The 3,465-nt window shown below is 59.8% G+C and carries 2 protein-coding genes and 1 pseudogene; all 3 read right to left on the reverse strand.

The genetic code is table 11. From position 1 onward, the window contains the following. Positions 1–136 precede the first annotated feature (136 nt). A pseudogene (locus tag ACLPJJ_RS11915) lies at positions 137–250 on the reverse strand (IS5/IS1182 family transposase); the annotation flags it as partial. Between the two features lie 232 nt (positions 251–482). Continuing rightward, the gene (gene recQ, locus ACLPJJ_RS11920; RefSeq protein ID WP_443591192.1) at positions 483–2,288 is read right to left on the reverse strand and encodes a DNA helicase RecQ; all 1,806 of its coding nucleotides are present in this window, start codon (positions 2,286–2,288) and stop codon (positions 483–485) included. 289 nt (positions 2,289–2,577) lie between these two features. Beyond that, positions 2,578–3,264: a potassium channel family protein gene (locus tag ACLPJJ_RS11925; RefSeq protein ID WP_443591193.1), complete on the reverse strand. Its 687-nt coding sequence runs from the start codon at positions 3,262–3,264 to the stop codon at positions 2,578–2,580. Positions 3,265–3,465 lie beyond the last annotated feature (201 nt).

Consider the following 3,465-nt stretch of genomic DNA (forward strand, 5'->3'; position numbering starts at 1 on the left):
CAAGATGTGTGCTGGCGAAGGGGGCCGGCATGCATCTTGAATCAGATCAAAGCCGTTTTGGGAATCCCATCCGATTCAATCAGATGGGAATACGCTCTAGCTTAACTTACTGTCCACGAAACCGGCAGCAGCTCACCAGTGCCTCGTCCACGATGGCCCGGATCGGCCGTAATGGATGATCCGGGGGAACCCGCGCTTCGCAGCTCACATACGAGAACAAACTTTCGGTCTTGATGTCACCGCCGCGCATGCCCCGTCCTCAGTAAGATGGTGGCAGTAAGGAATCACGCCATTATGCACAGGGAAAGGGATTTTTTCCGCACCCTGTTAATCCCGTTGCGCCTTCAGAGCTTGCCGTTGGGCAGCAAGACCTGGGTTTTGATGTGACCGTCGCCAGCCATATCAAAACCAACCCGGCCACCATGCATGGGTGGACGGCCAGCCGTCCACCCCAACAATTAACTACTCTCGACATGGATTGCCTATCGGGGCTTGCCAGCAACGGCGACTATAACTGCGGTGCCGTAACGTTCGATCTTGCTCTTGCCCATGCCCGGGATGTCCCCGAGTTCATCGAGAGTGCGCGGACGCGCCGTGGCGATCGCGGCCAGGGTGGCATCATGGAAGATGATATAAGCGGGAACCCCCTGCTCACGCGCCAGTCTTGCGCGTTCGCCGCGCAAGACTTCATACAACTCGGAATCCTCGGCCCCAAGCACCGCGCGTTCATTTTTCTTCTTCATCACCGCGGCGGCGGCAGAGGCCGTTCGCTCCCGCCGCAGATGCACAGGCTCATGGCCGCGCAGTATGGGTTCAGCTGCGAGGGTCATGCGCAGCGCGCCGAATGCATCATGGTCGACCTCGATCATGCCGCGGACCACGAGCTGCCGAAAAACAGAGCCCCAGCCCTTGCGGTCCAGTTCCGTGCCAACGCCAAAGGTCGGTAGCTGGTCATGATTGAGACGGACGATCTTTTCGGTCTTCACGCCGAGAAGCAGGTCTGTCAGGTGGCCCGTGCCAAAAGACTGTCCGGTGCGCAGGATCGCCGACAACGCCTTGCGTGACGCGGTCGTCGCATCCCAGGTTTCCACCGGCGTCAGACAGGTATCGCAATTGCCGCAGGGTTGCGCCATCGTCTCCCCAAAATGCGCGAGGATCGCCTGGCGCCGGCAGGACGCCGCCTCGCAAACGCCGAGCAACGAGTCGAGCTTGGCGCGTTCCACCCGCTTCACATCGGGTGGCGAGGCGCTTTGGTCGATCATGTGCCGCCGGAAGACCAGATCCTGCATGCCGTAGAGCAGCAGCGTCTCGGCGGGCATGCCGTCCCGCCCGGCGCGGCCGGTCTCCTGATAGAAGGCTTCAAGGCTACCCGGCAGGTCGAGATGCACGACGAACCGTACATCCGGCTTATCGATCCCCATGCCAAAGGCGATGGTGGCGACGAGCACGAGCCCCTCTTCGGCAAGGAATGCGTCCTGATGCCGTGAGCGGATTTCGGGATCCAGTTTGGCATGATACGGCAGGGCGTTGATGCCGCTGGCCTTCAGAAAGGCAGCGGTTTCTTCCACCGTTTTGCGGCTCAGGCAGTAAACAATCCCGCTCTCACCTGGATGCGCGCGCAAAAATGTCAGAAGCTGGCGTTGCGGCGCGGCTTTCGGCACGACGTTGTAGCGGATATTGGGCCGGTCGAAGCTCGCAAGAAACATCCGCGCGTCATCGAGCTGGAGACGCCGCCTGATATCCTCGCGAGATTGCATGTCCGCTGTGGCAGTGAGCGCGATCCGCGGCACGCCGGGGAAGCGTTTGGCCAGGGCTGCAAGCTGGAGGTATTCTGGACGAAAATCATGGCCCCACTGGCTGACGCAATGCGCCTCGTCGATGGCGAATAGAGCGATTTGCGCCTCATCCAGCATCTCCAAGAAATCCGGCATCATCAGGCGTTCGGGCGCAACGTAGAGTAGATCGAGCCGGCCGGCGCGCAGGTCCGCACGCACTGTGGCACGCTCGGCCCCCGTGAGGCTCGAGTTCAGGGCGGCCGCATTGAGCCCGAGTTGGCGCATCGCCGCAACCTGATTGCGCATCAGCGCGATCAGCGGCGAGATGACGATACCGACACCGGGGCGGCAGAGCGAGGGAAGCTGGTAACAGAGTGACTTCCCGCCCCCGGTCGGCATCAACACGATCGCGTCGCCGCCCGTGATTACGTGAGATACCACTGCGGCCTGCTCACCCCGGAACCCACGCAGCCCGAAAACCGTCCGCAACACAGTATCAGCGTCCGCCGTCATTGACGGGGCTGCCCGGGATTGTCCCTGATGAATGTCCATCGTGTATGAATACAATCTTCAGCCAAGCCGAAGCAATCGCGTCGCCATGCGCAGGATGCGCCCGTCTCATGGCCCCCATAGTTGTAAATCGGCAAAGGGTTTTCGGCAGCTATCGGCGCGCTAACCATCAGATTCAACCGGGTTTTATGGGACCATCGCATGATGCCGACTCACACTCTGCCCGTACCTGCCGGCCGCCAGCGTCGACGTCAGTTCTGTGCGGGCAAATCAGGTGTCGCCGTTCAGACCCTCATTTCTCTGGCCCTGCCTTGGGCGTGTACAGCGTGATTATGCGGGCCAGGATGATGGCCGGATAGAGCTGACCGATTATCGCTTCAAGATTGGAGAGACTGCGGGCCACGGGGTTTACAGGCGTAATATCGCCATATCCGACAGTGGTTAATGTCGTGATGCTGAAATACATCAGATCGCCAATCGAGGTTCCATGCATGAACTGGGCCGGAATGCCTGAAAAGGATCCGGGCACGCGCTCAGCGATGAGCCTGAACAGCACCGTAAACATGATGGCAAAATTCAGGTAGAGGACGATCGCGCCAACAATGCGGTGTGCGCTCATCCGGCCCGGCGCGGAAAGCGCTTTGGCCACCACCCAACTTATGCTACCCACCGCGAAAACTCCGCCCCCGCCCCCCAACCAGTCGGTCAGCGCATTTTCGTTGATCTCGCGCATGATAACCGCCGCCCCGCTGAGAAAAAGTGCTGCTATAACCAAAATCGTCGGCCGCAGCTCCCGCGAGGCCACGACGACAAAACCAACAACGATGACGAATCCGCCGATCAGTACGTCGGGCGAAATGTTGATACCGCAAGAAAACAGGGGGCCTACTGCGAAGATGATAAAAAGTTGAAACACCAGGAGCACCGTCAGGCTCGGCTCACGCACCCTTTCCTGCAAGCTTTTGACCCTGTAACGCATTCTACCTCCACTCGATCGGGCTGCCCTCTTCAGGGCCGGATCGTTTTTGATTTAACCGATCTTTCCCATATGAAGTAAGACCGCATGTCCGTCCCGGCTGGGCGGTTTAGACGATAACGTACCGCTCGGCGCTAGGCGGCTGCAATTGTGCAGCTCCCTTTGTCGCTGGGAGATGACCCATGGGAGAGCATATCGAGGTAT

Origin of the sequence: Acidocella sp., assembly GCF_052326845.1 — a bacterium.
GTDB lineage: Bacteria > Pseudomonadota > Alphaproteobacteria > Acetobacterales > Acetobacteraceae > Acidocella.

Excerpts from the sequence above, each read along its gene's own strand:
- recQ (WP_443591192.1), bottom strand. The coding sequence starts at position 2,288 with ATGACGGCGGACGCTGATACTGTGTTGCGGACGGTTTTCGGGCTGCGT.
- ACLPJJ_RS11925 (WP_443591193.1), bottom strand. The coding sequence starts at position 3,264 with ATGCGTTACAGGGTCAAAAGCTTGCAGGAAAGGGTGCGTGAGCCGAGC.